We start from the raw sequence: 17,878 nt of genomic DNA, 5'->3' as shown, positions 1-17,878 counted from the left end.
ATGTTCATGAAGAGCGAGACCGTTCAGTACCCCGAGGTGAAGAAGCCGACCGCCCCGCGCTTCCACGGGCGGCACCAGCTCAACCGGTGGCCGGACGGTCTGGAGAAGTGCATCGGATGCGAGCTGTGCGCCTGGGCGTGCCCCGCCGACGCGATCTTCGTCGAGGGCGCGGACAACACCGCGGACGAGCGGTACTCGCCCGGCGAACGGTACGGCCGCATCTACCAGATCAACTATCTGCGCTGCATCCTCTGCGGGCTGTGCATCGAGGCGTGCCCGACCCGGGCGCTCACGATGACCAACGAGTACGAGCTCGCCGACGACAGCCGCGAGAGCCTGATCTACACCAAGGAGATGCTGCTGGCGCCGCTGCGCGAGGGCATGGAGGCGCCGCCGCACGAGATGCGGCTCGGCGACACCGAGGAGGACTACTACCGCCTCGGACTCCAGCCGTCCGACGACGCCCCCACCGTCCCGTCCGAGGGCGGCGGCCGGGCGAGCGTCGACGAGGCGGTCAAGCAGGAGAAGGCCGCCAAGCGCGGCAGGTCCCGCAAGGGCGGTGAAGGCAAATGACCTCCGCCGCCCACGTGCTCGCCGCGGAGGTCGCGGACAAGCACGCCGCCGAGCCGTTCTTCTTCTGGGTGCTCGCCGTGGTCTCGGTCTGCGCCGCGCTCGGCATGATCCTCGTGCGGAAGGCCGTCCACTCGGCGCTGCTGCTGGCGACCGTGATGCTGTCGCTCGCCGCGCTGTACGCGATCCAGAACGCGCCGTTCCTGGCGTTCGTCCAGGTCATCGTGTACACCGGCGCGGTGCTGATGCTGTTCCTGTTCGTGCTGATGCTCGTCGGGGTCAGCTCCACCGACTCGCTGGTGGAGACGATCCGCGGGCAGCGGTTCTGGGCCGTGATCGCCGCGGTCGGGTTCATCGTCCTGCTGACGGTCGGGCTCGGGAACGCGGCGCTGGGCGGCGCGGCGGGCCTCGAGCAGGCCAACGCGGAGGGCAACGTCGTCGGCCTGGCCCGGCTGCTGTTCTCCAAGTACGTGTTCGCGTTCGAGGTGACCAGCGCGCTGCTGATCACCGCGGCGCTGGGCGCGATGGTGCTGACGCACCGGGAGCGCACCGAGCCGAAGCCGACGCAGAAGGACCTGTCCAAGGGACGGTTCCTGTCCGGCGACCACCCGGGCCCGCTGCCCGGGCCCGGCACCTACGCCCGGCACAACGCCGTCGACATGCCGGCGCTGCTGCCCGACGGGACGCCGTCCGAGCTGTCGGTCAACCCGGTCATCGCCGCCCGCACCGACACCGCGGAGCGGCATCCCGACCTGTACGGCGGGACCGAGGAGGAGGCCGTCGAGCGGGACGTCCGCGCGGTGCGGGCCGTCACCGAGGACGCGCGCGACGCCGACGCCGAGGGCCGCGCCGTCAAGTCCGGGTCTCCCGCGTCCGGTAACGAAGGCGAGGCTGGTCAATGAGTCCGGGACACTACCTGGCGCTCGCGACGATCCTGTTCACCATCGGAGCGCTCGGCGTCCTCGTGCGCCGCAACGCGATCGTGGTGTTCATGTGCGTCGAGCTCATGCTGAACGCGACGAACCTGGCGTTCGTGTCGTTCTCCCGCATGCACGGCAACCTGGACGGCCAGATCATCGCCTTCTTCGTGATGGTGGTGGCCGCGGCGGAGGTCGTGGTCGGCCTGGCGATCATCATGACCGTCTTCCGGACCCGCAGGTCGTCGTCGGTGGACGACGTGAACCTGCTGAAGTACTGAGAGGCCGGAAATGAAAGCGGAAGGCATCCAGGCCGCGTCCTGGCTCCTCATCGCGCTCCCGCTCGCCGGCGCCGCGATCCTCCTGCTCGGGGGTCGCCGCACCGACAGGTGGGGGCATCTGCTCGGCGTCACCATGTCGGTGGCGTCGTTCGCGGTGGGCGCGGCGATGTTCGTCCAGATGCTCGGGTACGAGGCCGAGGAACGGCGCCGCACCCTGCACCTGTGGGACTTCATCGACGTCGGCTCGTTCAAGGTCGGCATGGACCTGCTGGTGGACCCGCTGTCCATCAGCTTCGTGCTGCTGATCACCGGCGTCGGCTCCCTGATCCACATCTACTCCATCGGCTACATGGCCGAGGACCCCGAGCGCCGCAAGTTCTTCGCCTACCTGAACCTGTTCGTCGCGGCGATGCTGCTCCTGGTGCTCGGTGACAACTTCCTGGTCATGTTCCTCGGCTGGGAGGGCGTCGGTCTCGCCTCGTACCTGCTGATCGGGTTCTGGCAGTACAAGCCGACCGCCGCGACCGCCGCGAAGAAGGCGTTCGTCGTCAACCGCGTCGGCGACATGGGGCTGATCATCGCGATCGCGCTGATGTTCGCCACGTTCGGGACGGTCGGCTACGGCCCGATCCTGGGCGAGGGCGCCGAGCACGCGGGCCTCGCGTCCGAGCTCGGCACCGGCACCGCCACCGCGATCGGGCTGCTGCTCCTGCTCGGCGCGTGCGGCAAGTCGGCGCAGCTCCCGCTCCAGTCCTGGCTGCTGGACGCGATGGAGGGCCCGACCCCCGTGTCGGCCCTCATCCACGCCGCGACGATGGTGACCGCGGGCGTGTACCTGATCGTCCGGGCCGGGCCGATCTTCGAGATGTCCGACACGGCGCAGCTCGTCGTGACGATCGTCGGCGCGGCCACGCTGCTGTTCGGTGCGATCATCGGGTGCGGCAAGGACGACATCAAGAAGGCCCTCGCCGGGTCGACGATGTCGCAGATCGGCTACATGCACCTCGCCGCCGGGCTCGGCAAGGCCGGCTACGTCTTCGCCATCGCGCACCTCATCGCGCACGGCTTCTTCAAGGCGGGCCTGTTCCTCGGTGCCGGATCCGTCATGCACGGCATGAAGGACGACGTGAACATGCGCCACTACGGCGCGCTCCGCTCGGTGATGGTCATCACCTACGCGACGTTCGGGCTCGGCTACCTCGCCATCATCGGCTTCCCTGGCCTGTCCGGCTGGTTCACCAAGGACGGCATCATCGAGGTCGCGTTCGACAAGGGCGGCACGTCCGGCATGATCCTCGGGTCCTGCGCGCTGATCGGTGCCGGGATCACCGCGTACTACATGTCGCGGGTCATGTTCATGACGTTCTTCGGCGAGAAGCGCTGGGACGACGACGCCCACCCGCACGAGTCCCCGGCCGTCATGACCTGGCCGCTGATCCTGCTCGCGGTCGGCTCGGTCGGCGCGGGCGGGTTCCTCGTCCTCGGCGGGTTCGCCGACTTCCTCGAACCGGTCGTCGGGGCGCCCGAGCACCACCACGAGTTCAAGCCGCTCGCCGTGCCCGGCATCGCCACCTTCGTGCTGATGATCATCGGTGCGGCGATCGCGTGGCGGCAGTACGGCAGCCGGAAGGTGCCGCGCGAGGCGCCGAAGGGCTCGTTCGTCACCGTCGCGGCCCGCAAGGACCTGTACGGCGACGCGCTGAACGAGTCGCTGCTGATGCGGCCCGGCCAGTGGCTGACCCGGCTCGCGGTCTGGTTCGACGGCCGCGGCGTCGACGGCGCCGTCAACGGCACCGCCGCCGGGATCGGCGGGACGTCCGGCCGGTTCCGCCGCGTCCAGACCGGCTTCGCCCGCTCCTACGCCCTTTCGATGTTCCTCGGCGCCGCCCTCGTGGTGGCCGCCCTGCTGGCGGTGAATGTCTCGTGAACGACTTTCCCTGGCTGAGCGTCCTCATCGCGCTGCCACTGGTGGGCGCGGTTCTGCTCAGCGTCATCCCGCGCGAGCGGGAGACGCTGGTCAAGCGGTTCGCGCTCGGCGTCTCCCTCGTCGTCGCGGTCCTCGCCGGTGTCATGGCGGCCGGGTTCGACCCCGACGGCGCACGCTTCCAGTACGACGAGAAGTACTGGTGGATCAAGGAGTTCGGCGTCCACTGGGCGGTCGGCGTCGACGGGGTCGCGCTCGTGCTGATCCTGCTGTCGGTGATCCTCGTCCCGCTGGTGATGCTGGCGTCCTGGACGGAGGCCGACCGGTCCGGCGGCGTCGACGTCCCCGCCAAGCGTTCGGTGAAGACGTACTTCGCGCTGCTGCTGTCCCTCGAAGCGGCCATGATCGGCGTGTTCGCCGCGACCGACGTGTTCCTGTTCTACGTCTTCTTCGAGGCGATGCTCATCCCGGTGTACTTCATCATCGGGTACTACGGCGGCGCGCAGCGCTCCTACGCCGCGGTGAAGTTCCTGCTGTACTCGCTGCTCGGCGGGCTGCTGATGCTCGTCGCGGTGATCTGGCTGTACCCGCTGTCGAGCAAGCCGGTCTCCGAGGGCGGCGTCGGGCACGGCACGTTCATGTTCGACGAGCTGTCGAAGATGAACCTCGACCCGACCACCGCGAAGTGGCTGTTCCTCGGCTTCTTCATCGCGTTCGCGATCAAGGCGCCGATGGTGCCGGTGCACACCTGGCTCCCGGACGCGGCGCAGCAGTCCCCGCCCGGCGCGCTGGTGCTGATCGTCGGCGTCCTCGACAAGGTCGGCACGTACGGGATGCTGCGGTTCTGCCTGGAGCTGTTCCCCGGCGCGTCCAAGTGGGCGACGCCGGTCGTGCTCGGGTTCGCGGTGCTCAGCATCATCTACGGCGCGATCCTCGCGATCGGGCAGGTCGACCTGAAGCGGCTCATCGCCTACACGTCGGTGTCGCACTTCGGGTTCATCGTGCTCGGCATCTTCGCGATGACGTCGCAGGGCCAGTCCGGCGCGACGCTGTACATGGTGAACCACGGGTTCTCCACCGGCGCGCTGTTCCTGGTCATCGGCTTCATGATCGTCCGGCGCCGGTCGGCGAGGATATCCGACTACGGCGGCGTTCAGAAGGCGGCGCCGGTCCTCGCCGGGACGTTCCTCGTCGCGGGCCTGTCCGGCCTGTCGCTGCCCGGACTGTCCACGTTCGTCTCGGAGTTCCTGGTCATCGTCGGGACGTTCGAGCGCTACAAGTGGGCCGGTGCACTCGCCGTCAGCGGCGTCGTCCTCGCCGCGATCTACATCCTGTGGATGTACCAGCGGACCATGGGCGGTCCGAAGGCGCCCGCCGTCGAGGGCATGAAGGACCTGAACGCCCGCGAGAAATGGGCCGTCGCCCCGATCATCGCGATCATCATCGCGATGGGCGTCTTCCCCCAGCCGGTGCTGAACGTGATCAACCCTTCGGTGAAGGAGACGCTGGTGCGGGTCGACAAGCAGGACCCCGCGCCGGACATCACCGGTAACGTCGCCGAGAACGGAGCCCGTCCATGAACACCGGCGGTCAAGCGACCATGGTTCTGGCGCAGGGGGGTGACATCCCCGCGCCGCACATCGAGTACGGGCAGCTCGCCCCGATGCTGCTGGTCTTCGGCGTCGCCGTGGCAGGGGTTCTGGTCGAGGCGTTCGTCGGCCGCACGTGGCGCTACTACCTCCAGGTGCCGCTCGCGTTCCTCGGCCTCGCCGGCGGCTTCGCCTGGACGGTGGCGCTGGCATGGCGCGACGACCCGCACCACGTCGCCGCCGAAGGCGCGCTCGGCGTGGACGGCCCGACCCTGTTCCTCCAGGGCACCATCCTGGTGCTGGCGCTGGTCAGCCTCCTGCTGATCGCCGAGCGCGGCGACGGCCGCGCCGGGGCGGTCGGCGGGCACTTCGCCGCGCAGGCGTCCGCGCTGCCGGGCAGCGAGGCCGAGCAGCGCGTCACCCAGGCGGGCGTCATCCAGACCGAGGTCTTCCCGCTGATGATGTTCGCCGTCGGCGGCATGATGATGTTCCCGGCGGCGAACGACCTGCTCACGATGTTCGTGGCGCTGGAGGTCCTGTCGCTGCCGCTGTACCTGCTGTGCGGGCTCGCCCGCCGCAGGCGCCTCCTCTCCCAGGAGGCGGCCGTCAAGTACTTCCTGCTCGGCGCGTTCTCCTCGGCGTTCTTCCTGTACGGCGCCGCGCTCCTGTACGGCTACGCCGGGTCGGTGCGGCTGTCGGAGATCTCCGCGCAGATCGGCAAGGACGCCGGCAACGAGACGCTGCTCCTCGCCGGGGTCGCGCTGCTGTCGGTCGGGCTGCTGTTCAAGCTCGGCGGCGTCCCGTTCCACATGTGGAAGCCGGACGTGTACCAGGGCGCCCCGACCCCGATCACGGCGCTGATGGCGTCCTGCACGGTCGTGTCCGCGTTCGGCGCGATCCTGCGCGTCTACTACGTCGTGTTCGAGACCCTCGAATGGGACTGGCGCCCGTTCATGTGGGGTGTGGCCATTCTCACCATGGCCATCGGGTCGATCATCGCGATCACACAGACCGACATCAAGCGGATGCTGGCGTACTCGTCGATCGCGCACGCGGGCTTCCTGCTCATGGGCGTGATCGCGGCGTCCCCGGACGGCCTGTCGAGCACCCTGTTCTACCTGCTCGCCTACGGGTTCACCTCCGTCGGCGCGTTCGCCGTCGTCACGATGGTGCGGGACGCGGGCGGCGAGGCGGGCCACCTGTCGCGGTGGGCGGGGCTCGGGAAGCGGTCCCCGGTCGTCGCGGGCGTGTTCGCCTTCTTCCTGCTGGCGTTCGCGGGCATCCCGCTGACCAGCGGGTTCACCGGGAAGTTCGCGGTGTTCAAGGCGGCCGTGGAGGAGGGCGCGACACCGCTGGTGATCGTCGCGGTCGTCTCGTCCGCCGTGGCGGCGTTCTTCTACGTCCGTGTGATCGTCGTCATGTTCTTCAGCGAGCCGGACGCGGACGGGCCGGTCGTGGTGGCCGGGCCGGCGACCGCGGTCGCGGTGGCGCTCGGCGCGACGGCTACTGTGGTACTCGGCGTGCTCCCACAGCCCATTCTGGACCTTGCGGGACAAGCCACGACCCACATGTTCGTCCGGTAGGGAGTCCTGGGTGAGCAACCCTTCCAGCGAGAAACCCGGCGGGCCGGGCATCGAGTCCGGCCCGTTCGGGCTTTCCATCGACGCGGCGCTCGCCGCCGACGCCAAGGAGCGCCTCGCCGCCGTCGAGGCCCTCCTCCTCGACCGCGTCCGCGGCGAGGACCCGCTGCTCTCCGACGCCTCCAAGCACCTCCTGGAGGCGGGCGGCAAGCGGTTCCGGCCGATGCTGGTGCTGCTCGCCTCCCACTTCGGCGACCCGTCCGCGCCCGGCATCATCCCGGCCGCCGTCGTCGTCGAGCTGACCCACCTCGGCACCCTCTACCACGACGACGTGATGGACGAGGCGACCGTCCGCCGCGGCCAGCAGTCCGCGAACTCCCGCTGGACGAACACCGTCGCGATCCTGACCGGCGACTACCTGTTCGCCCGCGCGTCCGACCTGCTCGCCGACCTCGGTCCGGACGCCGTCCGCATCCAGGCCCGCGCGTTCGGGCGGCTCGTCCGCGGCCAGATCCAGGAGACCGTCGGCCCGCGTCCCGAGGCCGACCATCTGGAGCACTACCTCCAGGTCGTCGCCGACAAGACCGGCTCGCTGATCGCCGTCTCCGGCCACTTCGGCGCGCTCCTCGCGGGCGCGCCGCCCGAGATCGTCCGGACGGTCACGTCCGCGTGCGAGAAGATCGGCATCGCGTTCCAGCTGTCCGACGACATCCTGGACGTCGCGTCCGAGACGGAGGAGTCGGGCAAGACCCCCGGCACCGACCTCCGCGAGGGCATCCGCACGCTGCCGATGCACCACGTCCTCGCCGGGATCGGCTCGGGCCCGGACGACGCCCGCCTCCGCGAACTCCTCGTCCAGGACCTCTCCGACGACGCGCTCCACGCCGAGGCCCTCGCGCTGCTGCGCGCGCACCCCGCCATGGACCGCGCCCGCGCCGACCTGGGCCGCTGGGCCGAGGACGCCCGCAAGGAACTCCTCACCCTCCCGGCCATCCCGGCGCGCGACGCCCTCACCCACCTCTGCGACTACGTGGTCTCAAGGACGGGCTGACGTCGCCTAGACGTTCTGCGGCTGGGCTTCCTCAGAAAGCCCCCGGTACTTCATGGCGTGCAGGACGAGGTCGATGAGGACCTCCTTGCACGAGTCGAGCCGGCGGGCGTCGCAGAGCATCACCGGAACCTTCGGCCCCAGGTTGAGGGCCATCTGGATCTCCGCGAGGTCGTACCGCTTGGCGCCCTCGAAGCAGTTGACGGCGACGACGAACGGCGTCTTGCGGCGCTCGAAGTAGTCGACCGACGGGAAGCAGTCGGACAGGCGCCGCGTGTCGGCGAGGACGACCGCGCCGAGCGCCCCGAGCGCGACCTCGTCCCACATGAACCAGAAGCGCTTCTGGCCGGGGGTGCCGAACAGGTAGAGGACGTACTCGTCCCGCATCGTGATGCGGCCGAAGTCCATCGCGACCGTGGTGGTGTCCTTGCGTTCGACGCCCGCGATGTCGTCCACGCCGACGCCGCGGTCGGTGAGGAGTTCCTCGGTGCGCAGCGGCTGGGTCTCCGAGACCGTGCCCACCATGGTGGTCTTGCCGACCCCGAAGCCGCCCGCGATCACGATCTTGACCGCGGTGGGGAGCCGGCGGGCGCGCACACCCCCTGCCGGGGTGCTGCGCCTAGAGGGCCCGGAGACCATCGATCACCGCCTTGTAGATCCTGATGTCGTGCATGTCCGCCTCCGGTTCGGGTTCCTGCAGGGAGACGAACCCCTTGTCGAGCAGATCGCCGAGCAGCACCCGCACCGTCGCGACGGGAAGGTCGAGATGGCCGGTGATCTCGGCGACCGACATCACGGTCTGGCAGAGCCGGATGATGGCCAGATGCTCGGGCCCGAGCCCGACCGTGGTGTCGGGTTCCACGCCGACCGCGACCACCATCGTGATCAGGTCGAAGCTGCCGCGGGACGGCTCGGTGCGGCCGCTCGTCATCACGTACGGGCGCACCATCGGCCCGGCGCTCTCGTCGAGCCAGCGTTCCGCGGCGTCCTGCTCTGACGGCGGGGCCGGCGGGGCCGGCTCGGGGGGCGCCGGATCCTCCGCCCAGAAATCGAGCGAGGGGTCGTCCGGGGGGATCATGCGGGACGCCCCTCCGCGCCCTCCGCACGGGCCGGCGAGGTGAGGTGGTGGCCCATCGCCGTGACGAGCATCGCCATCTCGTAGGCGGTGAGGCCCACGTCGGCGTCCTCCTCGGCCAGCACCGCGAGGCAGGCGCCCTTGCCGGCGACCGTCACCAGCAGGTACGCGGACTGCATCTCGACGATCGTCTGCCGGACGGGCCCGCCGCCGAACCGGGTCCCGGCCCCCTTGGCGAGGCTCTGGATCCCGGCGGCGACGGCGGCGAGGTGCTCGCCGTCGTCCTGCGTCACGCCCTCGGAGGAGGCCATGAGCAGGCCGTCCGCCGACAGCACGACGGCGCTCCTGGCGTGCGGCAGCCGGTGGACGAGATCGTCCAGCAACCAGCCCAGATCGGATGCGGAACCGGTCTTCTGCGTCACTGATCTTCCTCGCCTTCCGCTGCGTTGGTGCCGAGGATCTTGCCGCTCTCTCCGGCCTCGCCCGCCTGCTCGGCTCGGGCGGCGTCGGAGCGGCCCTGCCGGGTGCCGCGCTGGTAGGAGCCCATGATCCGCTGGATCTCCTCGGGGGAGCGGCCGGGGTCGTCGTGCTCGTCCGGCTCGCCGGCCGCGACCGGTTCGTCGGTACGGAGCGGCTCGGCCAGGTTCGCCTGCGGAACCCGGACGGGCAGGCCGGACGGTGTGGTGGAGATGTCGGGCACGGGTGGCTGGTCCTCTGGCCGGGGATGGGAGTCCTCCGCCTCGGGCCGCGGACCGGCGTCGGCCTCGTCATGCCCGGCGGGCTCGTCCGCCCGGGGTTCGCCGGTGGCGGGGTGCCCGCCGGGTTCGCCCGCACCGTCGGAGCCGGACGGGGACGGAGCCGTTTCGCGCTCGGACGCAGCCGGTTCGCGCTCGGGCGGCGGCACCGCCATCAGCGCGGGCTGCGGCCCGGTTCCCCCACCGGGCCCGGAGGCGGCGCCGATCGCGGCGGGCCGGCGCACCTCCAGGCCGTTCTTGGTGGTGGCGGCCGGGAGGGGCGCCGGAGCCTGCTCGACGACGAGTTCCCGGGGGATGACGACGACGGCGGTGGTCCCGCCGTAGGCGGAGCGTTTGAGCGAGACCTGCACGTTGTAGCGCTCGGCGAGCCTGCTGACCACGAACAGGCCGAGCTGCACGGAGCTCTGCAGGTTGAAGTCGGGCGGGTCGGCGATCCGCGCGTTGATCTCGTCGAGCTTGTCGTCGGTCATGCCGAGCCCGCGGTCCTCGATGTCGATGGCGTAGCCGCTGGCCACCATGTGCCCGCCGACCTGCACGACGGTCTCGGGCGGGGAGAACGACACCGCGTTCTCGATCAGCTCGGCGAGCAGGTGGGTGAGGTCGCCGACGGCGCGTCCGGCCAGCTCGACCGGCCCGAACGGCAGCACGGTGACGCGGGTGTAGTCCTCGACCTCGCCGACCGCGGCGCGCACGACGTCCACCATCGGGACGGAGTTGCGCCACCCGCGGGCGGGCAGCGCGCCGGACAGCACGATGAGGTTCTCGGCGTTGCGCCGCATCCGGGTCGCGAGGTGGTCGAGCTTGAACAGCTCCTCCAGCTCCTTGACCTCGATGTCGCGGCGGCGCTCCATGGTGTCGAGCATGGTCAGCTGCCGGTGCACGAGCGTCTGGGTGCGGCGGGCCAGGCTGAGCAGGACGTCCCGGACGCCGCGCCGCAGCTCGGCCTGCTCGACGGCGGTGCGGATCGCGGTCTCCTGGACGGCGTTGAACGCGCGCCCCACCTGCCCGATCTCGTCGGTGCCGAACTCCAGCGGCGGCGCCTCGGCGGCGACGTCCACCGTCTCGCCATGCCCGAGCCGCTCCACGACCCCGGGCAGCCGCTTCTCCGCCAGCTCCCACGCCGCGCTCCGCAGCCGCTCCAGCTGCCGCACCAGCGCCCGCGCCGTGGTGATCGACACGATGACGGACGCGATGACCGCCAGCAACCCGAGCCCCCCGGCCAGCGCCAACCGCACGAACACCCCGACCGCGACCGGTTTGGCGCGTTCGACCAGCCGCTCGCCGCCGTTCAGGACGACGTCCTCGAGTCCCGTCTGGACGACCTCCATCGACCTCCGCCAGTCCTCGGCCTTGAGGCGCAGCGGTGTGCCGGGCCGACTCTGGAACACGCGGTCCTCCATGGCACGGACCTGCCGGTAGGCGGCGCTTTCCGTCACCCGCCGGTAGTCCGCGAGGTCGGCGGCGGGCAGTTCGGCCGCCGCCTCCTGGTGGAGATGGCGCTGCGTGCCGACGAGGGCGATGAACTGCGCGTGATCGGCGCTCGAGAGGCGGCCGGCGGCCAGCGCGCCGGCGAGCACGGCGTCCTCCCGGGAGAGGATCTCCTTGGCCCGGGTCAGCGAGTTCAGGGCCCGGCTGTCCTTGGCGATCCCCTCGTCGTTGACGCCGCCCGCGGCGTTGTAGATGCGGAACGCCGAGTCGATGAGCGCGTTGAAGGGCCGCATCGCCGACTCGCGGTCGGCCCTCCGGGCGTCGATCGCGTTCCGTCCGGCCGTGATGCCGTCGAGGAGGCCGAAGGACTCCTTGATGCGCCGTTCGAGGAAGTCACCGCCCGCGCCGGACGCGTCGCCCGCGCGCTGGCGGTAGATCGTCCGGGCGGCGTCCACCTCGGCGCGCTGCGTGTCGAGCGCCTGCCGCTGCTGGAGGCCGGGGCTGTTGAGATAGACGAGCGACAGCCTGCGTTCCTTCTGCAGGCTCGTCACGAGGTCGACCATCGGCCGGGTGACGTTCTGGTCGATCGTGTTGGCCGAGACGAGGGTCAGTCCCTCCCGGAGGGTGACCCAAGCGGCGAAGGCCCACAGTGCGATCAGGGACGCGATCAGGGCCGTGATCTTGGTCCGCAGACGCGTGTTGCGGATGCGCATCAACCTGTCCTCAACGAGTTCCGGATGACTCGCGGTCCGTTACCGGGGGGTTGCCGCCTTCGAGCCGCTGCTGTCGCTGGGTGCATTGCGAGAGAGGTCGCCGCCGTGCACCCGCTGTACCTTAGCAACATAGACGGTGCAATTGGCGCAGTTTGTCTACATCGGAAAGAAAGTCGCCCGAGGAGAGCCGCGAACTGTGACCTACGTTACATGTGCGAACGGCGGACAGCCCCACCGTGCGCTTGCCGTGCGGTGTCCGCCAGGTGAAGCGCGGACAACACCGCGCCTTTCACAATCGCCCTCGGATGGTAGAGATCCTTGTCATGCCAAAGCGCCGGGCCGGAAATCCCGCAATCGTCCCGGCCGTTCGCCGTCCGGTGGAGAAAATCGCACCCGCGGTTGAAGGATTCTTCTACTTCCGGTGCCATGGGCCCGGTCAGCGCCAGAGTTTGCAACGCATAAGCGGTCTCCTCCGCCGTGCCCTCCCACCGGCCCCATGAGCCGTCCGAACGCTGCGTCGTGAGGACCCACTCGTGCGCCCACCGGACGCTCGTCCCGACGTCCCGGTTTCCGGCGTCGTCGCCGAACTGACTCAGCGCGAGCGCACAGCACATCGTCGAATAGTAGGGCGAGGCGTGCCAGCGGTCGGACCAGCTTCCGTCGTACCGCTGCCGCTCGCTCAGCAGGCGCGTGAGCTTTCGCACGGCCTCCCGGTAACGCGCCATCCCGGCGTTCGCGGGGACGCCATGCGGTGGCGGCGTACCGCCCATGGACGCGGTGCGCAGATACTGGCCGAAGGCGTCGAGGACATGCGCGTTGACGGTGACCGAGAAGCCTTGTTCGCCGGGCCACGTGCAGAAGTGCGTTTCCGTTTCGAACTCCCACAGCGCGTCCGGGGCGTGCGGCTTACCGAGCAATGCGAGCGTGTACAGGGTCACGGACGTGGTGTCCGCGTCCGCGGGCAGCCCCAGAGCGGCGGCGGCCCCGCCCGGCCCGAGCGCGGCGGCCAGCTCGGACACGATCTGCGCCGGCACGCGGACGGCCAGACCCGACCGGATCAGGCCGCTCACCACCCACGACCGTTCGAAGACGGTGATCGGTATGCCGCAGGGCGCCAGGCCGCCGTGGCCGTCCACCACGCGTTCGAGGAAACGCCTGGCCCTGCCCCGGGCCGCGGCGTCACCGGACCGGCCCGTCTCGTCCAGCCAGGCGGCGGTGGCCGCGGCGGACGCTCCCACCGTCCCGGTCGGCTCTGGCTTGATCGCGTGATGCCCGCGCGCGGCGGTGCCTACGACCTCCAGGGCATGCAGGACCTTCAGCGGCAGGCCCGTGCCGTTGCGGACGGCCGCCCGAACCATCTCCAGCCGCGCGCCGTCCACCCCCGCCGGGAGGGCCAGCCGCCCGGCGAAGGAGAGTGGGGAGAGCGCCGTGCCCGCGCGCCCGGTCACGTCGCCGAGACGGTCGTTGATCGACCGGATCAGGGCGGCGATGATCAGGTCGTTCGCGGGCGTGTCGGGAATGGCTCGCGCGTCCATGCAGGGCAGCATCCGCGCCAGCTGCTGGAGCCCGCGCTCGGCGGGCCGGAGCTGGGCCGCCGTGCCCGCGGTGCCGTCCGGCGTCCGGCGCAGCGCCTCGAGGAGCGCCTCGACCGCGCTCAGCGTGGGGACGATCGAGTAGCCGCCGAACCCGCCCCAGCCGCCGTCGGGACGCTGCGTGGCGACCAGGTGCTCCAGCCGCCGGCGATGCCCCCTGAGCCAGGGGGCGAGGGTCACCAGCCGCCCAGTCTCGTAGACGGACGGGGACACCTGCCCCCATGGCTCGTCCAGCAGCCCGGCGACCAGCTCCCGCGCGGCCGCGTGGAGATCGGCGCCGCCATCCGCTTCGGTCGTGCCCGTCTGGGGGGCGTTGTCCTCGACGCTCACAGCGTCCCCCAGTAGTCGGTGACGCCGTAGAAGCCGACGCTGAAACCGATCTGCCGTTCGAGGTAGGCGGCGGCCTCGGGGCAGTCGTCCTTGAGCGGGTCGATCAGCTTCCGGCTGTGCTCGACCATCTCCTCGATCCGTCCCCGCACGTCGCCGCGCTCCACGCCGAGCATCAGGGCGTTGAGATCACCCCACTCGACGTCGCGCCGGTAGGTGGCGAGGTCGTTGAGGAGCCTCAGGATGCGCTGCACCTCCTGGCTCGCCGCCCACAGCTCGTCGACGCGGGCGACGGTCGCCGCGTCCCCGGTGTGGATCCAGTGGGCGAGGTTGACCCAGGTGGTGCCGAAGTTGTCGGCGTTCGCCAGATAGTCCTCGAAAGTCGGCGGTGCGGCGCGGCCGGCGGCCAGGTCCGCCTTCCACTCCCATTCGCGGGCCATGGCGGCCAGCCAGCGGCCGAGCTGGTCACGCCAGACCGGGAGGATGCCGGACGCGGGCCCGCCGCGAAGATCCTCCACGATCTCCGCCAGGAAGGTCGTGATCGCGCTGCCACCGGCGGGCTTCGTGCCGTCCGCGACCGCGAGGCATCCCGTGATCAGGCGCTGGACCTCGTCCCGCGTCCCGGCGAGGTAGTCGATCTGCCAGTCGGCCGCGAAGTTCCACATCGACGTCTTGATGGCGATCCGGAGATCGGCCGCGGTCGCCCAGGGAGAGCCGAACGCGTTGGCGAGCGCCACGGCCGAGAAGAGCCGCCCGTCGAAGGGCTTGCTGGGAAAGAGATCGGGATAGGCGTCGACGCACTCTTGCAAGTCGCGCTGGCATTCCATCGCCAGGGCGCAGATCCGTCCGTGCTCCGCCGCGGCAGACGTCTCCCCGCCGCCGAACGGAACCGGATCCATTCCGGGCGCCATCACCGCTTGACCGGGACGAGGCGGATCCGGATCGGTTCGCGGGGCTTCAACGTGATGTCGACCCGCGGCTCGACCGGCGCCGTGTTCTGCAGCACCGGACGGAACCGGCTCAGCAGTGTCGCCAGGATGAGCGGCGCCTCGAGGAAGAAGAACACGCGTCCGGCGCACTGGTTGGGGCCGCCGCCGAAGGCCATGTAGGCGAACCGGTGACGCGAGACGTCCGGCGCGAAGCGCTCGGGGTCGAAGACCTCGGGCTCCGGCCAGAACTCCGGCAGCCGGTGGGTCAGGAAGGGAGAAATGATCACGGTGGATCCGGCGCGGATCCGCACCCCGTCGATGACGTCGTCGGCCCGGACGGTCCGGGGGGTGATCCACGCGACGGAGTACCAGCGCAGGACTTCGTGCAGGAGCTTCTTGGTGTAGACGAGGTCTGGCACGTGGTCGAAGCCGGGGGTGTCCGTCCCCACCACCGTGTCGATCTCGTCGTAGAGCCTGGCGCGGATCTCGGGGTGGGCGTCCAGCGCCGCCCAGATGAAGGAGAGCGCCGACACGGTGGTGTCGGTGCTCGCGACGAACAGGCCGACGATGCCGTCGCGCACCGCCTGGTCGTCGACGCCCCTGCCCTCGCCGTCCCGCGCCCGGATCATCATGGAGACGACGTCCTGCCCGTCCGCGCCGGTGCGCCGCGCCTCCCGGACGATGGGGAGGATGAGATCGTCGACGGCCTGGACGCAGCGGTTGAAGGCCCGGTCGCCGGGAAGCGGGATCGACAGGGGCATGAAGGGCATCAGCATCCGGGACCGGAACGACGACGTGGTGGCCGTGACCATCACGCGGCCGAGCTCGTCGATCTCCGACAGCGAGATGCGGTCGCCGACCAGGACCCGGATGATCGTCCGGTACACGACGCGGGTCATCTCCGCGAAGGCGTCCACCGGCCCGCCGTGCTCGGCGCGCGCGCCGAGATCGTCGACGGCCTCGGCGATGGTGGCGGTCATCTCGTCGGAGAAGGCCGCGATGCTCGGGCCGGACAGCAGCGTCTGGAAGACCTTGCGCTTGACCGGCCAGCTCGGATCGACGTCGGAGCCCTCGCCGGTGAGCCGGCTGAGCGGCTTCCACATCATGCCTTCGCGGCGGTAGTTGGCCACGTGGTCGCGCAGGACGTACTGCAGGTGCTCAGGGTGGGTGATCAGGTACGGGCGGAAGGGGCCGAGGTTCACCCGCGCGATCCGGCCGCCGGCCTCCCGGCCGATCGCGGCGAATGCCTTCAACGGGTCCCGCAACAGCGCCGGCAGATGCCCGAGGGACAGGACGGGAGCATCGTGAACGGATCGCGGACCAGCATCGACGGACATTCTCGACCCCTATGACGGCGGGCGCGGTGGTCGGGCGGCGGGGACCCTGAGAGACTTCGGTCGCTGGGGCTGATTTACGTACTTTGTTGATGGTTGTGCACTGTTGACGGTTTCGAGTGGAGTATCACATGATCATTTAACGAAAACAAGCATCCTCTCGGTAGGAGTTTCACCAATCCCAGGTGACGTGGATCACTTTGCAAGCAATTTGTCACGAAGTCAGACTCGCTTCACTGGCAGTCGCTAACATTCGACTCGACCTAAATCGAATTCAGGTTCGAAATAGGTGAAGCGTGTCGAATGATCTTCTAGCGGTCGGCCAGCGGGAGCGTGGGCCAGGGCCGCCGCCGGGATACCGCGATCTCGCCCATCAGCCGGTGGCCGCCGCAGCTCGCCACCACCGTGTAGGTGCCCGGCTTTATGTCGCGCCCGATCGTCGCGGTTCCGTTCTTCGCCGGCCTGGTGAACGCCTCGGACATCACCTGTTGCCCATGGCTCACGCACTGCGGGACCGAGACGTCGACCCGCTGGCCCGGATGCGCCACGTCGGGGTCGACCAGGACGGCGCCGTCGTCCGTCGCGTCGCCGGTCCCCGGGGCCAGCATGCCTGCGGCGATGAGGCCCGTTCCTAGGACGATGACGCTGACCAGCCGCAACGGGGGCTCCTTGGATCCGGGCGCGTGTGACGTCCGGCACTTTAGCCGCCCCGGGCGCTCCCGGGGAGCGGTTCCCGGCGGGCGACGCGCAGTCCGTTCCACGTCAGCATCACCAGCGCGAGCCACACCAGCAGGAAGCCCGCCCAGCGGCTCGGCGGCATCTCCTCATGCTGGACGAACACCCCGATGGCGAACTGCAGCACAGGGGCCAGGTACTGCAACATGCCGATGACCGTCAGCGGCAGCCGGATCGCCGCCGCGTTGAAGAACATCATCGGCACAGCGGTCACAACGCCCGCCGTGGCCAGCAGCAGGGCCTGCCCGACACCCTGATGCCCGAACGTCCCGTCGCCCTGCCCCTCCAGCAAGACCACGAACCCCAGAGCAGGCAGGAACAGCACAGCCGTCTCGACCGCCAGGCCCTCCGCCGAAGGCATGTCGGCGAACTTCTTGATCAGCCCATAAGTCCCGAAAGCGAACGCCAGTACCAGTGCGATCCAGGGAGGGCGCCCGTAGTCGACGGTCAACACGACCACGGCCACCGCACCCATCCCAACCGCGCACCACTGCCACCCCCGGAGCCGCTCCCGGAACACGACGACCCCGAACAGCACACTGATCAGCGGATTGATGAAGTACCCCAGCGCCGCCTCGATCGTCTGCCCGCTGTTGACGGCGTAGATATACGTCCCCCAGTTGACGGTGACGACCACGGCCGCCAGCGCCAGCAGCCCACCCTGCCGGACGCTCAACGCCCTCACCCACCGCCGCTGCACCGCGAGCACCGCACCCACCGCGACCAGCGACCACATGATCCGGTGCGCGAGGATCTCGACCGCGCCCGCAGGCTTCAGCAGCGGCCAGTACAGCGGGAACAGCCCCCACAGCCCGTACGCCGCGACCCCGAACGCGATGCCCCGCCTCACGAAGGCAACCTACCAGGACGTAATCAGCCATAAGGAACAACACTCATGACCCCTCGTGAGAGCTAACCTGGAGGCATGTTCGGCTTCGCGAAGACCCAGATGGTCACCCCGGAGAAGGCGCTCCCAGGCAGGGACGAGCCCATCCCGGTCCCACCGCGCCACGAGGTCCTCAACGCCCCGCTCGCCCCGCCCTACCCGGACGGCGCCGAGATCGCCGAGTTCGCCCTCGGC

The 17,878-nt window shown here is 70.1% G+C and carries 16 protein-coding genes and 1 pseudogene; 8 read left to right on the top strand and 9 right to left on the bottom strand.

Annotated features, from left to right (window positions below):
* From nuoI to E1264_RS00405, 7 genes are read left to right on the top strand one after another with little or no spacing between them, the layout of a single operon-like run.
* Positions 1-573: an NADH-quinone oxidoreductase subunit NuoI gene (gene nuoI, locus E1264_RS00435; RefSeq protein WP_243710674.1), complete on the top strand. Its 573-nt coding sequence runs from the start codon at positions 1-3 to the stop codon at positions 571-573.
* Positions 570-1,472 (top strand): NADH-quinone oxidoreductase subunit J, encoded by a 903-nt coding sequence (locus E1264_RS00430; RefSeq protein ID WP_132168337.1) that lies wholly within the window; start codon positions 570-572, stop codon positions 1,470-1,472. The genes nuoI and E1264_RS00430 overlap by 4 nt, the downstream gene beginning before the upstream one ends.
* Complete coding sequence (gene nuoK / locus E1264_RS00425; RefSeq protein ID WP_132168335.1) at positions 1,469-1,768, top strand: NADH-quinone oxidoreductase subunit NuoK; 300 nt, start codon at positions 1,469-1,471, stop codon at positions 1,766-1,768. The genes E1264_RS00430 and nuoK overlap by 4 nt, the downstream gene beginning before the upstream one ends.
* 10 nt (positions 1,769-1,778) lie before the next feature.
* The gene (nuoL, locus tag E1264_RS00420) at positions 1,779-3,695 is read left to right on the top strand and encodes an NADH-quinone oxidoreductase subunit L (protein ID WP_207935632.1); all 1,917 of its coding nucleotides are present in this window, start codon (positions 1,779-1,781) and stop codon (positions 3,693-3,695) included.
* On the top strand, positions 3,692-5,272 hold the full coding sequence (locus E1264_RS00415) for an NADH-quinone oxidoreductase subunit M (protein WP_132168333.1): 1,581 nt from the start codon (positions 3,692-3,694) through the stop codon (positions 5,270-5,272). The genes nuoL and E1264_RS00415 overlap by 4 nt, the downstream gene beginning before the upstream one ends.
* The gene (nuoN, locus tag E1264_RS00410; RefSeq protein WP_132168332.1) at positions 5,269-6,864 is read left to right on the top strand and encodes an NADH-quinone oxidoreductase subunit NuoN; all 1,596 of its coding nucleotides are present in this window, start codon (positions 5,269-5,271) and stop codon (positions 6,862-6,864) included. Before E1264_RS00415 ends, nuoN begins: the two co-directional genes overlap by 4 nt.
* 49 nt (positions 6,865-6,913) lie before the next feature.
* A complete protein-coding gene (locus E1264_RS00405; protein ID WP_132168434.1) occupies positions 6,914-7,912 on the top strand; it encodes a polyprenyl synthetase family protein in 999 nt (332 codons plus the stop codon).
* A 6-nt stretch (positions 7,913-7,918) separates the two neighbouring features.
* On the opposite strand, the gene E1264_RS00400 is transcribed toward E1264_RS00405, so the two are convergent.
* The 9 genes from E1264_RS00400 to rarD form a co-directional block, all read right to left on the bottom strand.
* Complete coding sequence (locus tag E1264_RS00400; RefSeq protein ID WP_132168331.1) at positions 7,919-8,548, bottom strand: ATP/GTP-binding protein; 630 nt, start codon at positions 8,546-8,548, stop codon at positions 7,919-7,921.
* A complete protein-coding gene (locus E1264_RS00395) occupies positions 8,529-8,987 on the bottom strand; it encodes a DUF742 domain-containing protein (RefSeq protein WP_132168330.1) in 459 nt (152 codons plus the stop codon). The genes E1264_RS00400 and E1264_RS00395 overlap by 20 nt, the downstream gene beginning before the upstream one ends.
* The gene (locus tag E1264_RS00390; protein ID WP_132168329.1) at positions 8,984-9,406 is read right to left on the bottom strand and encodes a roadblock/LC7 domain-containing protein; all 423 of its coding nucleotides are present in this window, start codon (positions 9,404-9,406) and stop codon (positions 8,984-8,986) included. The genes E1264_RS00395 and E1264_RS00390 overlap by 4 nt, the downstream gene beginning before the upstream one ends.
* Positions 9,403-11,880, bottom strand: a complete 2,478-nt coding sequence (locus tag E1264_RS00385; RefSeq protein ID WP_132168328.1) for a nitrate- and nitrite sensing domain-containing protein — start codon at positions 11,878-11,880, stop codon at positions 9,403-9,405. Before E1264_RS00385 ends, E1264_RS00390 begins: the two co-directional genes overlap by 4 nt.
* Before the next feature lie 206 nt (positions 11,881-12,086).
* A complete protein-coding gene (locus E1264_RS00380) occupies positions 12,087-13,802 on the bottom strand; it encodes a prenyltransferase/squalene oxidase repeat-containing protein (protein ID WP_132168327.1) in 1,716 nt (571 codons plus the stop codon).
* On the bottom strand, positions 13,799-14,698 hold the full coding sequence (locus tag E1264_RS00375; RefSeq protein WP_132168326.1) for a terpene synthase family protein: 900 nt from the start codon (positions 14,696-14,698) through the stop codon (positions 13,799-13,801). Before E1264_RS00375 ends, E1264_RS00380 begins: the two co-directional genes overlap by 4 nt.
* Positions 14,699-14,709: 11 nt before the next feature.
* Positions 14,710-16,065 carry a cytochrome P450 gene (locus E1264_RS00370; RefSeq protein WP_132168325.1) on the bottom strand — a complete coding sequence of 452 codons (1,356 nt, stop codon included), beginning with the start codon at positions 16,063-16,065 and terminating at the stop codon, positions 14,710-14,712.
* A gap of 308 nt (positions 16,066-16,373) precedes the next feature.
* Positions 16,374-16,721 carry a hypothetical protein gene (locus tag E1264_RS00365; RefSeq protein ID WP_132168323.1) on the bottom strand — a complete coding sequence of 116 codons (348 nt, stop codon included), beginning with the start codon at positions 16,719-16,721 and terminating at the stop codon, positions 16,374-16,376.
* A 41-nt stretch (positions 16,722-16,762) separates the two neighbouring features.
* Entirely contained in the window at positions 16,763-17,647 is an 885-nt protein-coding gene (rarD, locus tag E1264_RS00360; protein WP_243710668.1) for an EamA family transporter RarD, read from the bottom strand.
* A gap of 75 nt (positions 17,648-17,722) precedes the next feature.
* Here rarD and E1264_RS45010 point away from each other — a divergent pair.
* Positions 17,723-17,878, top strand: a pseudogene (locus E1264_RS45010) (peptide-methionine (S)-S-oxide reductase); the annotation flags it as partial.

Source organism: Actinomadura sp. KC216, from assembly GCF_004348535.1.
Classification (GTDB): Bacteria; Actinomycetota; Actinomycetes; order Streptosporangiales; family Streptosporangiaceae; genus Spirillospora.
The sequence above is the reverse complement of the archived record's forward strand: the minus strand, read 5'-3'. Positions and strand labels throughout refer to the sequence as shown.

Excerpts from the sequence above, each read along its gene's own strand:
- nuoI (WP_243710674.1), top strand. The coding sequence starts at position 1 with ATGTTCATGAAGAGCGAGACCGTTCAGTACCCCGAGGTGAAGAAGCCG.
- E1264_RS00430 (WP_132168337.1), top strand. The coding sequence starts at position 570 with ATGACCTCCGCCGCCCACGTGCTCGCCGCGGAGGTCGCGGACAAGCAC.
- nuoK (WP_132168335.1), top strand. The coding sequence starts at position 1,469 with ATGAGTCCGGGACACTACCTGGCGCTCGCGACGATCCTGTTCACCATC.
- nuoL (WP_207935632.1), top strand. The coding sequence starts at position 1,779 with ATGAAAGCGGAAGGCATCCAGGCCGCGTCCTGGCTCCTCATCGCGCTC.
- nuoN (WP_132168332.1), top strand. The coding sequence starts at position 5,269 with ATGAACACCGGCGGTCAAGCGACCATGGTTCTGGCGCAGGGGGGTGAC.
- E1264_RS00400 (WP_132168331.1), bottom strand. The coding sequence starts at position 8,548 with ATGGTCTCCGGGCCCTCTAGGCGCAGCACCCCGGCAGGGGGTGTGCGC.
- E1264_RS00395 (WP_132168330.1), bottom strand. The coding sequence starts at position 8,987 with ATGATCCCCCCGGACGACCCCTCGCTCGATTTCTGGGCGGAGGATCCG.
- E1264_RS00385 (WP_132168328.1), bottom strand. The coding sequence starts at position 11,880 with ATGCGCATCCGCAACACGCGTCTGCGGACCAAGATCACGGCCCTGATC.
- E1264_RS00375 (WP_132168326.1), bottom strand. The coding sequence starts at position 14,698 with ATGGATCCGGTTCCGTTCGGCGGCGGGGAGACGTCTGCCGCGGCGGAG.
- E1264_RS00370 (WP_132168325.1), bottom strand. The coding sequence starts at position 16,065 with ATGTCCGTCGATGCTGGTCCGCGATCCGTTCACGATGCTCCCGTCCTG.